15 protein-coding genes are annotated in these 16,849 nt (G+C 69.2%); 11 read left to right on the top strand and 4 right to left on the bottom strand.

Annotated features, from left to right (window positions below; genetic code table 11):
• The first annotated feature begins 40 nt into the window (after nucleotides 1–40).
• Together ACWF7A_RS02530 and ACWF7A_RS02525 are read left to right on the top strand one after the other, a co-directional pair.
• Nucleotides 41–631 (top strand): class I SAM-dependent methyltransferase, encoded by a 591-nt coding sequence (locus tag ACWF7A_RS02530; RefSeq protein WP_452248620.1) that lies wholly within the window; start codon nucleotides 41–43, stop codon nucleotides 629–631.
• A 123-nt stretch (nucleotides 632–754) separates the two neighbouring features.
• A complete protein-coding gene (locus ACWF7A_RS02525) occupies nucleotides 755–2,722 on the top strand; it encodes a WD40 repeat domain-containing serine/threonine protein kinase (RefSeq protein WP_452248619.1) in 1,968 nt (655 codons plus the stop codon).
• Between the two features lie 72 nt (nucleotides 2,723–2,794).
• Here ACWF7A_RS02525 and ACWF7A_RS02520 read toward each other — a convergent pair whose 3' ends face one another.
• On the bottom strand, nucleotides 2,795–3,262 hold the full coding sequence (locus tag ACWF7A_RS02520; protein WP_452248618.1) for a hypothetical protein: 468 nt from the start codon (nucleotides 3,260–3,262) through the stop codon (nucleotides 2,795–2,797).
• A gap of 78 nt (nucleotides 3,263–3,340) precedes the next feature.
• On the opposite strand from ACWF7A_RS02520, the gene ACWF7A_RS02515 reads away from it, so the two are divergent.
• Complete coding sequence (locus ACWF7A_RS02515; RefSeq protein ID WP_452248617.1) at nucleotides 3,341–4,954, top strand: purine-cytosine permease family protein; 1,614 nt, start codon at nucleotides 3,341–3,343, stop codon at nucleotides 4,952–4,954.
• A gap of 51 nt (nucleotides 4,955–5,005) precedes the next feature.
• Nucleotides 5,006–6,703: a cation:proton antiporter gene (locus ACWF7A_RS02510; protein ID WP_452248616.1), complete on the top strand. Its 1,698-nt coding sequence runs from the start codon at nucleotides 5,006–5,008 to the stop codon at nucleotides 6,701–6,703.
• Here ACWF7A_RS02510 and ACWF7A_RS02505 read toward each other — a convergent pair whose 3' ends face one another.
• A complete protein-coding gene (locus ACWF7A_RS02505; protein ID WP_452248615.1) occupies nucleotides 6,704–7,465 on the bottom strand; it encodes a GntR family transcriptional regulator in 762 nt (253 codons plus the stop codon).
• A 178-nt stretch (nucleotides 7,466–7,643) separates the two neighbouring features.
• Here ACWF7A_RS02505 and ACWF7A_RS02500 point away from each other — a divergent pair, with 178 nt between their 5' ends.
• The 6 genes from ACWF7A_RS02500 (at nucleotide 7,644) to ACWF7A_RS02475 (ending at nucleotide 13,760) form a co-directional block, all read left to right on the top strand.
• Nucleotides 7,644–8,882: an extracellular solute-binding protein gene (locus tag ACWF7A_RS02500; RefSeq protein ID WP_452248614.1), complete on the top strand. Its 1,239-nt coding sequence runs from the start codon at nucleotides 7,644–7,646 to the stop codon at nucleotides 8,880–8,882.
• A complete protein-coding gene (locus ACWF7A_RS02495) occupies nucleotides 8,879–9,823 on the top strand; it encodes a carbohydrate ABC transporter permease (protein ID WP_452248613.1) in 945 nt (314 codons plus the stop codon). The genes ACWF7A_RS02500 and ACWF7A_RS02495 overlap by 4 nt, the downstream gene beginning before the upstream one ends.
• Complete coding sequence (locus tag ACWF7A_RS02490) at nucleotides 9,820–10,641, top strand: carbohydrate ABC transporter permease (protein WP_452248612.1); 822 nt, start codon at nucleotides 9,820–9,822, stop codon at nucleotides 10,639–10,641. The genes ACWF7A_RS02495 and ACWF7A_RS02490 overlap by 4 nt, the downstream gene beginning before the upstream one ends.
• The gene (locus ACWF7A_RS02485) at nucleotides 10,638–12,041 is read left to right on the top strand and encodes a beta-N-acetylhexosaminidase (protein ID WP_452248611.1); all 1,404 of its coding nucleotides are present in this window, start codon (nucleotides 10,638–10,640) and stop codon (nucleotides 12,039–12,041) included. Before ACWF7A_RS02490 ends, ACWF7A_RS02485 begins: the two co-directional genes overlap by 4 nt.
• Entirely contained in the window at nucleotides 12,026–13,393 is a 1,368-nt protein-coding gene (locus tag ACWF7A_RS02480; protein WP_452248610.1) for a cellulose binding domain-containing protein, read from the top strand. Before ACWF7A_RS02485 ends, ACWF7A_RS02480 begins: the two co-directional genes overlap by 16 nt.
• Nucleotides 13,394–13,580: 187 nt before the next feature.
• The gene (locus ACWF7A_RS02475; RefSeq protein WP_452248609.1) at nucleotides 13,581–13,760 is read left to right on the top strand and encodes a hypothetical protein; all 180 of its coding nucleotides are present in this window, start codon (nucleotides 13,581–13,583) and stop codon (nucleotides 13,758–13,760) included.
• Here ACWF7A_RS02475 and ACWF7A_RS02470 read toward each other — a convergent pair.
• Complete coding sequence (locus ACWF7A_RS02470) at nucleotides 13,732–14,133, bottom strand: hypothetical protein (RefSeq protein WP_452248608.1); 402 nt, start codon at nucleotides 14,131–14,133, stop codon at nucleotides 13,732–13,734. The two genes, ACWF7A_RS02475 and ACWF7A_RS02470, sit on opposite strands and share 29 nt — an antisense overlap.
• 77 nt (nucleotides 14,134–14,210) lie before the next feature.
• Entirely contained in the window at nucleotides 14,211–14,786 is a 576-nt protein-coding gene (gene kstR, locus ACWF7A_RS02465) for a cholesterol catabolism transcriptional regulator KstR (protein ID WP_452248903.1), read from the bottom strand.
• 160 nt (nucleotides 14,787–14,946) lie between these two features.
• Between kstR and ACWF7A_RS02460 the strand changes: the two genes are divergently transcribed.
• Nucleotides 14,947–16,848 (top strand): acyl-CoA dehydrogenase family protein, encoded by a 1,902-nt coding sequence (locus tag ACWF7A_RS02460; protein WP_452248607.1) that lies wholly within the window; start codon nucleotides 14,947–14,949, stop codon nucleotides 16,846–16,848.
• The last annotated feature ends 1 nt before the right edge of the window (nucleotide 16,849 follow it).

Below are 16,849 nucleotides of genomic sequence, written 5' to 3'. Positions count from 1 at the left end.
GGCACAGAAAGCCTGCCCTGTATAGGACCAGAATCAGTGCATGGCCGAAATATCGTCCCAAGAGCGTGACTACCTGCCCGGTGTGGGCAAGCACTACCTGCTGCCGTTCTACGACGTGCTCCACCTGGTGTCCGGGCTGGGCGCGATCCACCGCGAGATGGTCGAGGTGGCCGGGCTGACCGCGGGACACCGCGTGCTCGACGTCGGGTGCGGCACCGGAAACCTGTTGCGTTCCAGCGGAAAGCGCCACCGGGACGTCGAGCTCTTCGGCGTCGACCCCGACCTGAAGATGCTCGCGCGGGCCGAGGGCAAGCTGCGGCGGGCCGGGCTGAAGGCGACGCTGGACCGCGGGTTCGCGCAGGAGCTGGAGTTCCCCGACGCGTCGTTCGACCGCGTCTTCTCCAGCCTGATGCTGCACCACCTCGACGGTCCGTCGAAGGTCGAGATGCTCGCCGAGGTGCGCAGGGTGCTGAAGCCGGGCGGTCTGCTCGTGCTCTCCGACATCGCGCACCACGGTCACGGCCACGCGGCCAAGGGGATCGCCGAGTCCGGGTTCACCGTCGAGCCGACCCGCACGCGGAAGCTGAGGATGTTCGGGGAGATCGGGATCGAGGTCGCGAAGGTCCACTAGGGACAGGTCCATTGTCGACCTATTGAACGTGCACGATGTTGCTTTGCTCCCAACAGATTCAATAGACAGCGAACTTGCCGGTTACCGTCGTGGGAGCGCGATCTCCCATCTAAGCTGCCCGCCGTGACAGATGCGACGGGAAGTCTGGTGGCGCAGCGCTACCGGCTCGTTCAGGTGATCGGCGCCGGCGGCATGGGCCGGGTGTGGCTCGGTCGTGACGAGGTCATCGGCCGTGAGGTGGCCATCAAGGAGCTGCTGCTGCCCGCCGGGCTCGACGCGCAACAGCGGGCGTTGCTGTGCCAGCGCGCCATGCGTGAGGCACAGCTCGCCGGTCAGCTCAACCACCCCGGCATCGTCACCGTGCACGACGTGGTCGAGTACAACGGCACCCCGATGATCGTGATGGAGTTCGTCCGCGGCGGGTCGCTGTCCGACGCCATCAAGACCCAGGGGTCGCTGCCGCCGGACCAGGTCGCCTACATCGCGACGTCGATGCTCAGCGCGTTGCGGGTGGCGCACCAGGCCGGGATCGTGCACCGCGATCTCAAGCCCGCCAACGTGTTGCTGTCGGGCGACCGGATCGTGATCACCGACTTCGGCATCGCCCGGCTCACCGGCGACGTCCCGCTGACCACCGACGGCTCGATCGTCGGCACGCCCGCGTACATGGCACCCGAGCAGGGCACCGGCGCGCCGATCACCCCGGCCACGGACCTGTGGTCGCTCGGCGCCACCCTCTACGCCGCCGTCGAGGGCCGGCCGCCGTACCAGGGCCAGGACTTCATGACGACCCTGTCGATGCTGCTCACCCAGGACCCGCCGCCCCCGCAACGCGCCGGGCACCTCTCGTCACTGCTGGGCGGCCTGCTGCGCAAGAACCCGGCCGAACGCGCCACGGTCGACCAGGCCCTCGCGATGCTGGCCGGTGCGCCCGTCGTGCTGCCGGTGGTCTCGAAGCCCGGTGTCAGCAGGCGCACGGCACTGCTGGCGGGTGTCGGCGCGGTCGTCGCGATCGGCGGCGGCACCGCGTGGTGGCTGAGCTCCCAGGAGAAGAAGGGCGACGCGGCACAGCTGCCGTCCACCGGTGACAACAAGGCGGCCTCCGACAAGGAGGGCGGCTCCGAGCAGACGACGACCTCGCAGAACGCCCAGCCGGGCCGTCCGCAGGAGTTCGCCGAGCACGTCCAGCTGGTCGACCACAAGGCGGCGGTCTCGTCCCTCGCGTGGAGCCCGGACGGCAAGATCCTCGCCAGCGCCGAGGACGGCCTGGGCACCGGCGGCGCCGTCGTCCGCATCTGGGACACCACCACGAACAAGCTGATCGGCACCGTCCAGAACCCGGACGGACCTGGAGGCGCGTCGGCGTGCGCGGTCGCGATCAGCCCGGACGGCACGATCCTCGCGGCGGGCGGCAACCGCACCGGCGACCTCACCACGTACCTGTGGAGGATGTCCGACCGCACGATGATCGGCGGCCTGGCCGAGAGCCGGTCGATCATGAAGACCCTGCGCTTCCACCCCGACGGCAAGACCCTGGTCGGCATCACCCACACCGGCCGCCTGCAGGTCTGGGACGTCGCGACCCGCGCGGTCAAGATCGGCCTGACCGAGGCGCAGGGCAGCAGCGCGCTCTCGTACAGCCCGGACGGCAAGATGCTGTGCTACGCGGGCACCAAGTACCAGGAGATCAAGGTCGTCGACCCGGCCACCGGCAAGACCGTTCAGACCATCACCGACTCGACCGGCCACGGCGGCTCGTTCTCGCCCGACGGCAAGTCGCTGGCCGTCATCGACGCCGACGGCAAGAACAGCATGCAGCTCTGGGACGTGGCGTCGGGCAAGAGCAAGGCGGTGTTCCTGCGCGCCGACGACGACCTCACGCTCTCGGCCGCGCTGTTCCACCCGGACGGCGACACCATCGCGGCCTGGGGGCAGGGCAACTTCATCCAGCTGTGGGACGTGGAGACGAAGAAGATCCGCGCGACCGTGATCGGGTCCGGCGGCGAGATCGAGGCCGTGGCGTTCTCGCCGGACGGCAAGCGGATCGCGGCCGGTGGTGACGACAAGACCGTCCGGATCTGGAACCTCTAGCGTCCGGGGACGAGCTCGTACCCCGGCTCGTGCTCGATCACGAAGTCGGGACAGGACGGCGGCGGTCGCGGGCTAGAGGCCTTCCAGCTCGAACACGTCGATCCCGTGCCGCTCCAACGTGTCCGCGAACGCCTCGATCACGTTGTCGAGGATCCACTCGCAGCGGGCCCGCAACACCGCCCCCTCCGAGGAGCGGAACGCGGGAATCGTCGCGGTCAGGCGCGCGGCCACCGGCCACTCGTTGTCGTACTGCCACAGCTCACCGGCCGGGGTCAGCAGGATCCCGGCCTCCTTGAACACCCCGGGCAGGCTCGTGCTCGGGGTCCTGGTGATCAGCACCAGCCAGCCGGACGCGATCCGCACCTTCTGGTCGCCGACCCTGTCGTGCAGCGTGTGCTCGGCGGGGATCTGGTGGTTCGTCAGCAGGACCACGACCTTGCGCGCCCACTCCGAGATGGTCGCCGCGCGCGTCGCCCACTCCTCGGCGGCCGCCTCGTCGGCGAGCCTGCGCTGCTTCATGAACGTCACGAGATCATCCATGGGCGGTGAACATAGCGTCATCGGCCCGTCACAAATGGTGCGGTCCCAGGAAATGCGGGCTTCCTAGCGTCGAGGTCCATGACCGTTGACGAGGTTGTGGAGCGGGCTCCGGCTCCGGCGGCGTCCAAAGAGACGCTCGAGGACTACACCCTTCGGTTCGCGCCCAGGACGTACCGGCGCTGGACGCCCGCCGTCGTCGGGGCGTCCGCGCTGGGCGGCATCGCCTACATGGCGGACTTCTCGATCGGCGCGGGCATCGGGCTCGCGCACGGCACGGGGAACGCGTTGCTGGCCATCGGGTTCGCGGCGATCGTCATCTTCGTGACCGGCTTCCCGCTCGCGTACTACGCGGCGCGGTACAACATCGACCTCGACCTGGTCACCCGTGGATCGGGCTTCGGCTACTACGGCTCGGTGATCACCAGCGTGATCTTCGCGAGCTTCACGTTCATCTTCTTCGCGCTCGAGGGCTCGATCATGGCGCAGGGCCTGCGGTACGCGCTGGGCCTGCCGTTGTGGCTCGGGTACCTCGTGTCGACACTGGTGATCATCCCGCTGGTGATCTACGGGATGAAGGTGCTCGCGAAGCTGCAGAGCTGGACGAACCCGTTGTGGCTGCTGCTGATGGTGGCGCCGCTGCTCTACCTGGTGATCGCCGATCCGTCGTCGGTGAGCCGCTGGCTCTCCTACGGCGACACCGGCGTGAACACCGCGGCCGTGATGCTCGGCGCCGGCGTGTGCCTGTCGTTGATGGGGCAGATCGGCGAGCAGATCGACTACCTGAGGTTCATGCCGCCGCGCACCGACGCGAACCGCCGCGCGTGGTGGACGGCGGTGGTCATGGCCGGGCCCGGCTGGGTCGTGTTCGGCGCCCTGAAGCAGGCGATCGGCGCGTTCATGGCGATCTACGTGCTGGACGCGGTCGGCAAGGTCGCCGCGGTGGAGCCGATCGAGCAGTTCACCGGCGTGTTCAAGCAGTTCATGCCGCCGTGGCTGGTCGTGCCGCTGGCCCTGGTGCTCGTGGTGCTGAGCCAGGTGAAGATCAACGTCACCAACGCCTACTCGGGATCGCTGGCGTGGACGAACTCCTTCACGCGCGTGACGAAGCGCTATCCGGGGCGGCTGGTGTTCGTGCTGGTCAACCTCGTGATCGCGCTCGTGTTGATGGAGGCGGACATGTTCAGCTTCCTCAACAACCTGCTGAGCTTCTACTCGAACTGCGCGATGGCCTGGGTCGTCACGGTCGCGGCGGACATCGCGATCAACAAGTACCTGCTGAAGCTGTCGCCGAAGCAGCCGGAGTTCCGCCGCGGCATGCTGTTCGCGGTGAACCCGGTGGGTGTCGGCTCGTTCCTGGCGTCGTCCGTCCTGTCCATCTCGGTCTACTTCGGACTGTTCGGCGCGGCGATCCAGCCGTACTCGCCCCTGGTCGCGGTCGGCATCCCGATCGTGCTGACGCCGTTGCTCGCGGTCGTCACGCGCGGCCGCTTCTACCTGCGCCGCACCGACGACGGCATCGCGGAGCCGCTGCTCGACGAGGACGGCAACCCGAGCGGCACGCGGTACGACTGCGTGGTGTGCGGGGAGTCGTACGAGCGGCCGGACATGACGGCCAGCGCGGTGGGAGGTGAGATCTGCTCGCTGTGCCTGAGCACCGACCGTGACGGGCGCCACGTGCTCCCGGCGTCCTGACCGGCGTGGCTCCACGGGCGAGGTCCGTTCCGATCGAGCAAACTGCACGTCATGCAGGAATGGGCCTTGCTCGCCGTCGCGGCCGTGCTGATCATCGTGGCGGTGTCGTACTTCGCGCCGAAGCTCGGCGTGGCGGCACCCGTGCTGCTCGTGCTGGTCGGCATGGCCTGCAGCCAGCTGCCCGGCGCGCCGCACCTGTTCGTGGAACCCGAGTGGATCCTCGTGATCGTGCTGCCGCCGATCCTGTACTCGGCCGCGGTGAACGTGCCGGTCGTGGACTTCCGGCGGAACTTCGCGACCATCGGCTCGCTGTCGGTGCTGCTCGTGGTCGTGTCCGCGTTCGGCACCGGCCTGCTGATCTGGTGGCTGCTTCCGGAGATCGGGTTCGCGGCCGCGCTGGCCCTGGGCGCGGTGATCAGCCCGCCGGACGCGGTCGCCGCCACGTCGATCGGCAAGAAGCTCGGCCTGCCACCTCGCCTGGTCACGATCCTCGAGGGCGAAGGGCTGGTCAACGACGCGACCGCGCTCGTGCTGCTGCGCACGGCCATCGTCGCGATCACGGCCAGCGTGTCGTTCGGCAGCGCGCTGGGCGACTTCGCGTACGCCGTGTCCGTGGGCGTGGCGGTCGGCGCCGCGGTCGGCATCGTGTCGGTGTGGACGCGGTCGAGGATCCAGGGTCAGCCGGTGCTGACGACCGCGATCTCGTACGTGGTGCCGTTCCTGGCGTTCATCCCGGCCGAGGAGGTGCACGCGTCCGGCGTGATCGCCGTCGTCGTCGCCGGCCTGATCACCGGCCACCAGAGCGCGCGCAGGTTCACCGCGCACGACCGCATCTCCGAACGCACCAACTGGCGCACGATCCAGCTGATCCTGGAGAACGGCGTCTTCCTGCTGATGGGCTTCGAGCTCACCTCGGTCGTCGGTGCCGTGGCGGACGACGGGCTGGCGCGCACGCTGGTGATCGGCGTCCTGGCCACGGTGGCACTGGTCGTGCTGCGCGTGGCGTTCATCATCCCGGTGATCGCCCTGCTGCGCCGCCAGCAACGCCGCGCGGACGCGTTCACCGGCAGGCTGGAAGCCTTCGTGGACAGGTTCACCGCGCGCGGCCCGAAGCCGGGCGAGGAGAAGCGCTACGACCGCGGAATCCGGATGCTGCAACGCAAACAGGCCGACGTCGCCTTCTACGCCACCGAGGGCCTGAGCTGGCGGGGCGGCGCGGTGCTCGCGTGGTCGGGAATGCGCGGGGTGGTGACGGTGGCCGCCGCCCAGACGCTGCCCGAGGACCTGCCGTACCGCAACGAGCTGATCCTGATCGCCTTCTCCGTCGCGATCCTCACCCTGGTCGTGCAGGGCGGTTCGCTGCCGCTGGTGATCAGGTGGCTGGGCATCAGGGGCAACGACGACGACCACGAACGCCGGGAGTACGCCAGGCTGGCGGGCGAACTCGTGACGGCGAGCCGGTCGCTGCTGGAGAGCGACACGCTCTGCCGGGAGAACGGGGAGCCGTTCGACGAGCACCTGCTGGAGCAGACGCTGGAACGGACGATCGCGATGAGCGAGGGCATCGAGAAGAAGTTCCTCGAACAGGCCCCGGACAAGTCGGTGCACCAACGCCTCGAGCTGCAACGGATGATGACGGACGCGCAGCAGAACGCCCTGCTGGACGCGCGTGCGGGTGGGACCTACGCCTCGCACACCTTGGAGCGGGCGCAGAGCTTCATCGACGGCCAGAGCACGCGGTTCATGTGATCAGAACGGGTCGCCGCTGACCCGGGCCCGCACATCGACCTCGTTGCGCGGCGAGGCCCCGAGCGTCAACCGCGAGACGATCTTGTACCGGTCCCCGCGGTAGATCGAGTGCACGTACTCGACCTGCCGCCCCTCCGCGTCCGTCGTCAGCCGTTCGAACAGCAGAGCCGGTGCCAGCACGGGAACTTCGAGCAGTGACGCCTCGGAGTCGTTGACGACCGTGGGCTCGATCGACTGCACCGCCTCGGAAACGTGGACCCCGTGCTCGCGCAGCCGCTCGTAGAAGTCGCCGGACTCCATGTCGTGCAACGTGAGCGCGGGCGCCACCGCGGCCGGCACGTGCAGGTGCTCCAGCGCCATCGGCTCGCCGTCGACCAGGCGCAGGCGGGCGATGTAGTGGATCTCGGCCGCGGGGGAGAGGCGCAGCCGGCGACCCACCCGTGCCCCGGCCGGGATGCGGGCGTGCTCGAGAACCCGCGACGACCACGTGCCGCCCGCCTGGGGCAGCGACATGGAACCGGTGTCGGAGACCATCTCCTGGGTGATCTTGGCGCGGGCCACGAACGTGCCGCGGCCGTGCTGGCGGACGAGCAGGCCGGTGTTGACCAGTTCCTCGACCGCCGAGCGGACGGTGGGGCGCGAGACCGAGAGCTGCTGGCACAGAACGCGTTCGGCGGGGATCGGGGCGCCCGCCGGGTGGGTCTCGATGAGTTCGAGCAGGTAGTCGCGGACCTGCTCGCGCTTGAGGATCGCCTCGGCCATGCCCCTCCGCTTCGTCGGCGGCCAGTATGGCATACCACTGGTAAGTAACCAGTCTGTTGACGAGCGGGAGCGATCTCACGCGTCCAAGCAGGGGATTGACCTGAGAAGTGGTCTATGCCACTTTCTACCCACTCCATTGGACCTGACCAATTGGTCACATCCCAGCGAGAGGTGAGTCGTGTCGCGCTCCGCTGCCTTACTCGTCCTGGCGCTCACGCTGTCCGCCTGTGGTTCGACCGCCGGCGGCGGGGGTGAGAAGCAGGAGATCACCGTGTGGCTCATGAAGGACACGGCCACCGAGGAGTTCGTGTCAAAGTTCGAGACCGAGTTCGAACGTGAGCACTCGAACCTCGACCTGAAGATCCAGATTCAGGAGTGGAACGGCATCACGCAGAAGGTGACCAGTGCTCTGGCCAGCACCGATCCGCCCGACGTGATCGAGGTCGGCAACACCCAGGTCGCGCAGTACGTGGCCAGCAAGGGCGTCACCGACCTGTCCGGCCGCAAGTCCGAGCTGCAGGGCGACGACTGGATCCCGGGCCTGAGCGAGCCGGGCGCGGTCGACGGCAAGCAGTTCGGCATCCCGTTCTACGCGGCCAACCGGGTGGTCATCTACCGCAAGGACCTGTTCGAGGCCGCGCAGGTCACGCCGCCCAAGACGCGCGCGGAGTGGCTCACCGCCACCGCCAAGCTCGACCAGGGTGACCAGCAGGGCATCTACCTGCCCGGCCAGAACTGGTACACGCTCTCCGGGTTCGTCTGGGACGAGGGCGGCGACCTCGCCGAGCAGGACGGCGACAAGTGGAAGGGCTCGCTGAACACGCCGGAGGCGTTGGCGGGCATGGACTTCTACAAGCAGCTGCAGGCGCTCGGCGACGGTCCGAAGGACTCCGACGAGGCCAAGCCGCAGCAGACGGACGTCGTCGCGGGCGGCAAGGTCGCGCAGTTCATCGCGGTGCCCGGCGCGGCGAAGCTCGTCGAGAAGGCCAACCCCGCGCTCGCGGGCAAGATCGGCTTCTTCCCGATCCCCGGCAAGACCGCGGACAAGCCCGGCGCCGTGTTCACCGGCGGCTCCGACCTGATCGTCCCGCTGGCCTCCTCGCGCCAGGACGGCGCCTACGAGGTCGTCAAGGCGCTCGCAGGCGAGAAGTGGCAGGTGGAGCTCGCGAAGGCGATGAACTACGTGCCGAACCGCAAGTCGCTCGCGTCCTCGGTGGACGGTGACCCCGGCACGGCGGCGATGGCGGCCGGTGCGGCCAACGGGTTCGCCACCCCGAACTCGCCGAACTGGGCGGCGGTCGAGGCCCGCAACCCGATCAAGGAGTTCCAGACCGCGGTCCTCACGGGTGCCGATCCGAAGTCGGCGGCGGCGAAGGCCGACGAAGTGATCACCACGGCGCTCAACTCCGGCAAATGACCCTCCTCGCCGAGAGGCCGGTGCGGGAGACCGCACCGGCCCCGCCGAAGCGCCGCACACGGTCGATCCTGCCGTACGTCCTGATCGCGCCCACGCTGCTCACCACCGCGTACCTGCTGCTGTATCCGCTGGTGCGCAACGTGATCATCTCGGTGCAGGAGTTCGGGCTGCCGCAGCTCGTGCGCGGCGACGCGAAGTTCGTCGGGCTCGCGAACTACGCGAAGGTGCTGTCCGACCCCGAGTTCTGGGCCGTGGTCCGGCGGACGCTGCTGTTCACCGCGATCAACGTCGTGCTGATCATGGTGCTGTCGACCCTGGTCGCGCTGCTGCTCGTCCGGCTCGGCAAGGGGCTGCGGTTCCTCGTGATGGGCGGGCTCGTGCTCACCTGGGCGACGCCGATCATCGCGGCGACCACCGTGTTCCAGTGGCTCTTCCAGTCCCGGCTCGGCGTCGTGAACTGGGCACTGGTGGCGCTCGGGTTCGAGGAGTACCGCGACTACACGTGGTTCGCGGACGGCGAGGCGACGTTCGGCATCCTCGTGACGCTGATCGTCTGGCAGTCGATCCCGTTCGCCGCGTTGTCGCTGTACGCGGCGATGATCACCGTGCCGCAGGAGCTGTACGAGGCCGCGCGCATCGACGGCGCCGGCGCGTGGCGGGTCTTCACGACCATCACGTTCCCCGTGCTGCGTGCCATGTTCGGGCTCATCACGTGCCTGGAGGTGATCTGGGTCGTCAAGGCGTTCGTGCAGATCTGGGTGATCAGCCAGGGCGGTCCCGGGCAGGCCACGACGACGTTGCCGGTCTACGCCTTCCAGGTCGCGCAGTCGTTGCAGCGCTACGACCTCGGCGCGGCCGTGTCGATGCTCATGGTCGTGCTGCTCGTGCTCGCACTGCTGGCGTACTTCCGCCAGCTCTACCGGCAGGAGCGGGAAGCATGATCGGCCGGATCTCGCGCACCACGGCGGCCCTCGTCGTCTTCGTCCTGTCCGTGTTCCCCGTCTACTGGATGGTGCTCACGGCGTTCAAGCCCACCAAGGACATCCAGAGCGCCACACCGACGTTCCTGCCGATCCCGGTCACGTTCGACCACTTCGGCACGGCGATCGCCGCGAAGGGGTTCTTCTCGTTCTGGCGCAACAGTCTTCTCGTGGCGGGAGGAGCGGTCGTCCTCGCACTGCTCGTCGCGCTGCTCGCGGCGTTCGCGATCGCGCGGCTGCGGTGGAAGGGCCGCAGGGCGTTCGTGCTGATGGTGTTCGTGGCGCAGATGACGCCGTGGGAGGCGTTGCTGATCCCGATCTACGTCATCGCCCGCGACACCGGCATGCTCGACACGCTCTGGATCCTCACGCTGGTCTACTTCATGATGACGCTGCCGTTCACGATCGTGACGCTGCGCGGGTTCCTCGCGGCCATCCCGGTCGACCTGGAGGAGGCGGCGCAGGTCGACGGCTGCACGCGCGGCCAGGCGTTCCGCAAGGTCGTGTTCCCGCTGCTCGCACCGGGCCTGCTGGCGACCTCGCTGTTCGGGTTCATCACCGCGTGGAACGAGTTCGCCTTCGCCAACGTGCTGATCATCAAGGACCAGGACGACCGCACGCTGCCGGTCTGGCTGTCCTCGTTCAACAACACCTTCGGCACCGACTGGGGGGCCACCATGGCCGCGTCGACGCTGTTCATGCTGCCCGTGCTGCTGATCTTCATCGTGCTGCAGGGCCGGGTCACCACCGGCATCGTCGGAGGGGCGGTGAAGGGATGATCGTCCCGCTCCCGACCAGGATCGTCCGGCGCAGCAGGGGGTTCACGCTCGACGCCGGCACGGGCGTCCGGGTCACGCCCGGCGCCGAACCTGCGGCCAGGCTCCTGCGCACGCTGCTGCGGCCGGCCACAGGACTCCCGTTGCCGATCACGGACCACGGCCAGATCCTGCTCGCCCTGGACGCCAAGCTCGTCGGTCTCGGCGAGGAGGGGTACGCGCTGACCGTCAACGAGCACGGCGTGATGTTGCGGGCGGCGACCAAGAACGGTCTCACGCACGGCATCCAGACCATCCGGCAGCTGCTCCCGGCCGAGGCACTGCGGTCCTCACGGGTGTCCGATGTGGACTGGACGCTGCCCGGCGTGGACATCCGCGACCTGCCCAGGCTGCCGTGGCGCGGGTTCATGCTCGACGTCGCCCGGCACTTCCAGCCGGTGCACGTGATCCGCCGGTTCATCGACCTGATGGCGTTCCACAAGCTCAACGTCCTGCACCTGCACCTGACCGACGACCAGGGCTGGCGCATGCCCGTCCCGGCGCACCCGCTGCTGACCTCGGTCGGAGGCTGGCGCGCCGAGACCAACGGTGACGGCGTCCCGCACGGCGGCACCTACACGCGAGGCGAGCTGGAAGGGCTCGTCGCACACGCCGCCGAGCGCGGCGTCCGGATCATGCCGGAGATCGAGATGCCCGGCCACGCCCGCGCCGCGCTCGCCGCGTACCCCGACCTGGGCGTCGCGCCGAAACCGTTGCCCGTCTGGACCCGTTGGGGCATCAGCGACGCCGCGTTCGGCCTGCACGCCATGGGGTTCGTGCGCGAGGTGCTGGACGAGGTGCTGGAGGTGTTCCCCGGCGAGCACGTGCACCTCGGTGGCGACGAATGCCTGCTGCCCGAGGACGTGCACGGCCAGTTCCTCCGCCAGGCGAGCAGGTACCTGCTCGACCACGACCGCGTCCCGGCCGCCTGGGAACCGACCGGAGACACCCGCGCCGTCGTCATGCCGTGGAAGGACGAGACCCAGGCGGCCAAGGCACTCGAGCGCGGTCAGCCGGTCGTGATGACCCCGCACACCTCCACCTACCTCGACTACCCGCAGTCGGACGGCCCGCACGAACCACCCGGCCAGCCCGGGTACGTCGTCACCACCCGCGACGTCTACCACGTGCCGCTGCCCGACGGCGTGCTCGGCGCCCAGTGCCAGCTGTGGACCGAGCACGTCCGTTCGAAGGACCACCTGGAATACCTGGCATTTCCCCGTCTTGCCGCGCTGGCCGACACCCTCTGGTCCCAGCGCCCCGAGTGGGAGGGCTTCACCACCAGGATGCGCCTCCACTCGTCAAGGCTCGCCGCCCTGTCCGTCCCTGCCGAAATGAGGAGAGAACGTTGCGAGCACTCCTAGCCGCGTCCTGCGCGGCCCTGGCGGTGGCCGCACTGGCCGTCGCACCGAACGCGTTCGCCGCCGACGCGATCACCGCCCAGTACCGGACCAGCGCGTCCGGTGCGACCACCGACCAGGCCGAACCGTGGTTCAAGCTGGTCAACTCCGGCACCACCAGCGTGCCGCTGTCCGACCTGAAGATCCGCTACTACTTCAAGAGCGACACACCGGACGTGGGCTACCGGTTCGCCTGCTCGTGGGCCGTGCGCGGCTGCGGCAACGTGACCGGCCAGTTCGGCACCCTCACCGGCGGCCCGGCCGACCGCTACCTGGAGGTCGGTTTCACCTCCGGTGCGGGCACGCTCAACCCCGGCGCGGACTCCGGTGACCTGCAACTCCGCTTCTACCGCACCAACTGGGGCCCCATCACCCAGACCGACGACTACTCGTTCCGCGCCGACAGCAGCTACTCGGCGTCGAACAAGGTGACCGTCCACCGCGGCAGCACGCTGCTGTGGGGCACCCCGCCCGGCGGCACCCCGCCCACCACCACGACGACCAGCTCCACGCCGCCGAACCCCAACGGCCCCAAGCTGTTCGACGACTTCGCCTACACCAGCTCGAGTGACTCGCGCATCAGCCAGCGAGGCTGGACCGTGCGCTCGGGCGCGGGCGGCCCCGGCGTTCCCGGCGCCGAGTGGGACGCGTCGCGCGTGACGTTCCCGACCGTCGACGGCCAGAAGGTCATGCGCCTCGACTCGTGGAACAACGGCAGCGCCGCCAAGCAGACCGAGATGTTCCACCAGCGCAAGTTCTTCGAGGGCACCTACGCCTCCCGGGTGAAGTTCAGCGACGCCCCCGTGTTCGGCCCGGACGGCGACCACGTCGTGCAGACGTTCTTCACCATCACCCCGCTCGACGCCCCGATGGCGCCGAACTACGGCGAGATCGACTTCGAGTACCTCCCGAACGGCGGCTGGGGCGAGCAGGGCAACATCATGTACGAGACCACCTGGGAGACCTACCAGAACGAGCCCTGGGTGGCCGACAACATCCACAACGAGCAGCGCCAGAGCTACAACGGCTGGCACGACCTGGTCTTCCAGGTGGCCAACGGCCGCGTGAAGTACTACATCGACGGTGCACTGGTCGCCGACCACGGCGACAAGTACTACCCGGAGACGCCGATGTCGATCAACTTCAACCTGTGGTTCATCTCGGGCGGCCTGCAGGGCAGCTCGGCCGAGCGCGCGTACCAGCAGGAGGTCGACTACGTGTACTTCGCCAAGGACCAGGTGCTGAGCCCGGCCCAGGTGAAGACGGCGGTGCAGGACTACCGCACCGCGGGAGTGACGCACACCGACAACGTGTGACCTTGCGGGCGCCCCGGATGGTTCGGGGCGCCCGTCTCACTCGACGAGCAGTTCGTCCACCAGCCGAACCGGCCGCGCCGCGGGTCGCAGGCCTGCCGGACGATGTTTGATCTGGGTGCGGCGTGCCGATCCCGAAGCCAGGTCGCCGGGCCGTGGGGGGCCTGGCGCTGGGGGAAGGGCGGGCCTCGTGGGGCGACGCTGGAAGTTCGTGCTGACCGTGTTCGGTCTGGTGCTGCTCGGGTTCGCGGCGGGTGCCGTCGTCGGGGCGCTCGGGATCAACCGGTGGTGGGTCTACCCGATCATCGCGGTCCTGACGATCATCGCGGTCCCGCCGCTGGTCAGGTGGCGGTCACGGTCTCGCAGCTGACCTTCTCACCGGGCTTCCCGGTCGAGGTCGCGAGCTCCTTGACCCCGTCGAGCAGGATGCGGCACCTCAGCACCTCATCGCCCTTGGGCGTGGCGGAGACCTGCGCCTTCTCGCCGGCGTTGACCACGACCTCGATCTGCCACGGCAGCGGCTTCTCCGTGGTGACGGTCTGCGGCGTCTGCTTGCGGTAACGGGTCGGCGAGTCCGCGTACGTCACCTCGACGAGCGACTTGGCGGGCTCGGCCGACACCTCGTAGGTGATGGCCCAGGCCTTGCCGGTCAGCGTCGTCCAGCCGCCGTAGTGGTTCACCAGGGCGACGGTGCCACCGCCCACCACGGCCAGTACGGCGAGGACGACCAGAAGCGTCTTCATAGGACAGACGGTAGGCGTGAACGGCGTGCACCGGCATCGTTCGGCGGTGTGACTCGCGGGTCATCCCGCGGGACCACTCACTTGAGCAGCAGGCGGACCGTCAGTTCGAGGCGGTTCGCGACGTCCGTCGCGGTGGCGCGGCGGGTGACCCAGGCGACCAGGTTCGACAGCCACACGTCGCCGATCACGCGGGCGATGGCCTTCTGCTCCTCGGTCGGCGCGTCGTCGCTCATCGCCTTGGTGAACATGCTCTCCATGAGCAACGAGACTCGGTCGATCTCGGCGCCCGCGGAGGCGTCGGCGAACGTGAACGCGCGCGTCATCGCCTCGGTGAGGTGCGGGTTGCGCTGCAGGCCCCTGGTGATGCGGCCGAGCACGAACAGCACGCGCTCGTAGGCGCTGTCGCCGGGGACGGTGGTGCGGTCCATCTTCTCCTGGGCGCGCTCCAGCTCCACCGCGAGGCTCGACACGAGCAGGTGGACCTTCGAGGGGAAGTAGCGGTACAACGTGCCCAGCGCGACGTCCGCCCTGTCCGCCACCGCGCGCATCTGGACGGCGTCGAACCCGCCCTTGGACGCCAGCGCGATGGTCGCGTCGACGATCCGCTTGCGACGCTCGCGCTGGGCGGCCGAGCTGAGCTCGTCGCCCGCCATGAGCGCGTCCGTGCGGGACTTGGAAGGTGACACGGAGATGATCCTCCTGGAACGTGTTGCAGCTGCCGTCGCATCATACTCGATCGGTTTGGCAGCCATGATCTGTTGTCAGAAATAGAACACGTTCTATAAACTTCTTCACGTCCTGTGAGGAGGCCGCATGCCGATCGCCACGACCGGGGAGCACCGCGCGCTGCGTGACAGCGTGGACGCCGCCAAGGGGGAGTGGGGCGACCTCGTCGAAGTCGGGTTCTTCGAGGTGACGCGGGAGGGCGGCACGGTCGCCGATCTCGCGGTGATGCTGGAGCGGGCGGCTGAGAACCTGGTGCCGGGGCCGTTGCTGCCCACGGCGCTGGTGTCGGTGCTGCGGCCCGGTTTCGACGGGGTCGCCGGGTTCGGGTTCTCGTCCCGGCACGTGGTCGGTGCGGCCGAGGCGACGCACGTGTTGCTCAAGACGGACGGCTGGATGCTCGTGCCGGTCGACCAGGTCTCGGTGGCACCACTGGAATCCGTGGACCACTCACGTTCGCTGGGTGCGGTCGAGGTGACGGCGCCGGGCGAGGCCGTGGACGACCCGACCGACCTCGCGGTGACGCTGATGGCCGCCGAGGCCAGCGGGGTGGCGGCGTGGTGCCTGAACACCGCTGTGGAGTACGCGGGACAGCGTCAGCAGTTCGGGCGCGTCATCGGGTCCTTCCAGGCCGTGAAGCACCTCTGCGTGGAGATGCTGTGCCGCGCGGAGCAGGCGTCGTCGGTCGCGTGGGACGCGGCGCGGACGGTCGGCGAGGACGACCACCCGCTGGCGGCGGCGGTCGCGGCGGCGGTGGCGTTCGACGCGGCCGTGCGCAACGCCAAGGACTGCATCCAGGTGCTCGGCGGCATCGGCTTCACCTGGGAGCACGACGCCCACCGCTATCTGCGCCGGGCGTTGGCGCTGCAGCAGCTCGCGGGCGGTGTCGCGTTCTGGCGCCGGCGGGTCGCCGAACTGGCGCTGGCCGGGGCCCGCCGGTCCTACGACGTCGAGATCGAACGGGACCCCGAGGTGCAGGCGTTCGCGGAGGAGATCGCCGGGCTCGATCCCGCCGATCAGCGGGAACGGCTGGCGCGCAGCGGGTTCCTCGTGCCGCACTGGCCCAAGCCGTACGGGCAGGACGCCGACCAGGCGCGGCAGATGGTCATCGACGGCGAGCTCGCCCGCGCCGGGGTGCGCCGGCCGGATCTGATCATCGGCGGCTGGGCGGGGCCGACGATCCTCCGCCACGGCACGCCGGAGCAGCGGGAACGGTTCGTGCCGCCGACGTTGAGCGGCGAGCTGACCTGGTGCCAGCTGTTCAGCGAACCCGAGGCGGGCTCGGACCTGGCCTCGTTGCGCACCAAAGCGCACAAGGTCGACGGCGGCTGGAGGCTGAGCGGGCAGAAGGTGTGGACGTCGCTCGCGCACCAGGCCGACTGGGCAATCTGCCTGGCCCGCACGGACTCGAGCGTCCCGAAGCACAAGGGCATCACGTACTTCCTGGTCGACATGCGGTCGGCGGGCGTCGAGGTGCGGCCGTTGCGCGAGATCACCGGCGACGCGCGGTTCAACGAGGTCTTCCTCGACGACGTGTTCGTGCCGGACGACTGCGTGGTCGGCGCGGTGAACGACGGCTGGCGCCTGGCTCGCACGACGCTGGCCAACGAACGCGTCGCGATGGGCTCGGCTCTCGGTGAGCCGCTGGAACAGGTCCTGAGGTCTCCTGCCGCCCCCGGCCACGCGGAACGGCTGGGGGCCCTGGTGGCGCAGGGTTTGGCGGTGTCCGTGCTGGACCTGCGGGCGAGCCTGCGGGCGCTCAGCGGGCAGGAGCCGGGTGCGGAGTCCAGCGTGCGCAAGCTCGCCGGGGTGCGGCAGCGGCAGGACGTCGCCGAGTTCGCGGTCGAGCTGCTCGGCCCGGACGCCGCCGTCGAAGGTGAGCTGATCCACGAGTTCCTGCTGACCCGGTGCCTGAGCATCGCGGGCGGCACGACCCAAGTCCTGATGAACCTGGCAGGCGAGCGGATTCTCGGTCTACCGAGGGAGCCCTAGA

Source organism: Lentzea sp. NPDC055074 (assembly GCF_053608005.1).
The sequence above is the reverse complement of the archived record's forward strand: the minus strand, read 5'-3'. Positions and strand labels throughout refer to the sequence as shown.

Excerpts from the sequence above, each read along its gene's own strand:
- ACWF7A_RS02530 (WP_452248620.1), top strand. The coding sequence starts at position 41 with ATGGCCGAAATATCGTCCCAAGAGCGTGACTACCTGCCCGGTGTGGGC.
- ACWF7A_RS02520 (WP_452248618.1), bottom strand. The coding sequence starts at position 3,262 with ATGGATGATCTCGTGACGTTCATGAAGCAGCGCAGGCTCGCCGACGAG.
- ACWF7A_RS02515 (WP_452248617.1), top strand. The coding sequence starts at position 3,341 with ATGACCGTTGACGAGGTTGTGGAGCGGGCTCCGGCTCCGGCGGCGTCC.
- ACWF7A_RS02510 (WP_452248616.1), top strand. The coding sequence starts at position 5,006 with ATGCAGGAATGGGCCTTGCTCGCCGTCGCGGCCGTGCTGATCATCGTG.
- ACWF7A_RS02505 (WP_452248615.1), bottom strand. The coding sequence starts at position 7,465 with ATGGCCGAGGCGATCCTCAAGCGCGAGCAGGTCCGCGACTACCTGCTC.
- ACWF7A_RS02495 (WP_452248613.1), top strand. The coding sequence starts at position 8,879 with ATGACCCTCCTCGCCGAGAGGCCGGTGCGGGAGACCGCACCGGCCCCG.
- ACWF7A_RS02490 (WP_452248612.1), top strand. The coding sequence starts at position 9,820 with ATGATCGGCCGGATCTCGCGCACCACGGCGGCCCTCGTCGTCTTCGTC.
- ACWF7A_RS02485 (WP_452248611.1), top strand. The coding sequence starts at position 10,638 with ATGATCGTCCCGCTCCCGACCAGGATCGTCCGGCGCAGCAGGGGGTTC.
- ACWF7A_RS02470 (WP_452248608.1), bottom strand. The coding sequence starts at position 14,133 with ATGAAGACGCTTCTGGTCGTCCTCGCCGTACTGGCCGTGGTGGGCGGT.
- kstR (WP_452248903.1), bottom strand. The coding sequence starts at position 14,786 with ATGGCGGGCGACGAGCTCAGCTCGGCCGCCCAGCGCGAGCGTCGCAAG.
- ACWF7A_RS02460 (WP_452248607.1), top strand. The coding sequence starts at position 14,947 with ATGCCGATCGCCACGACCGGGGAGCACCGCGCGCTGCGTGACAGCGTG.